Annotated in this window: 1 protein-coding gene; it reads right to left on the bottom strand. The window is 42.8% G+C overall.

All coding sequences use genetic code 11. The features are described 5' to 3' along the window. A partial coding sequence (locus V7659_RS31105; RefSeq protein ID WP_335543850.1) for a FadR/GntR family transcriptional regulator occupies positions 1-394 on the bottom strand: 394 nt, incomplete at its 3' end. Positions 395-437: the final 43 nt, after the last annotated feature.

Genomic DNA, 437 nt, shown 5'->3' with positions numbered 1-437 from the left:
GTTCTACTTTTTCCAAATGTGTGAGCATCGCCCGCTCTGCTTCTTCTGGCTGTTTGTCCATGATAGCTTGATAAATACGTTCATGGTCTTTGTAAAGCTGACGTATGGACGCTTTTCTTGAAAATAACACGATTTTTCTTGTTTCTCGCATCGTTTCCATTAACAAGGTTGAGACCTGATTCATTAACGCCGCTAGTAAATGATTCTTTGAGGCTTTAGCGATGGCAAGATGAAATGTGAGGTCTGCCTCTTCACCAATTTCTTTATGCGCTTCTGCACGCTTCATTTGTTCTAGTGCCTCCTGCAGTCGATGGAGGTCATCGTCTGTCCGCAGCAATGCTGCCTTTTTGACAGCACCTGATTCAATGATTGATCTCACTTCAAGAAGCTGCACGATATCCTGCTGCTTCATCAAAAAAGCAGGAGATAAACAAAAT

Source organism: Neobacillus drentensis (assembly GCF_036966985.1).
Classification (GTDB): Bacteria; Bacillota; Bacilli; order Bacillales; family Cytobacillaceae; genus Neobacillus; species Neobacillus drentensis_E.
Note: the sequence above shows the minus strand (reverse complement) of the source record. Positions and strands in the feature narration are given on the sequence as shown.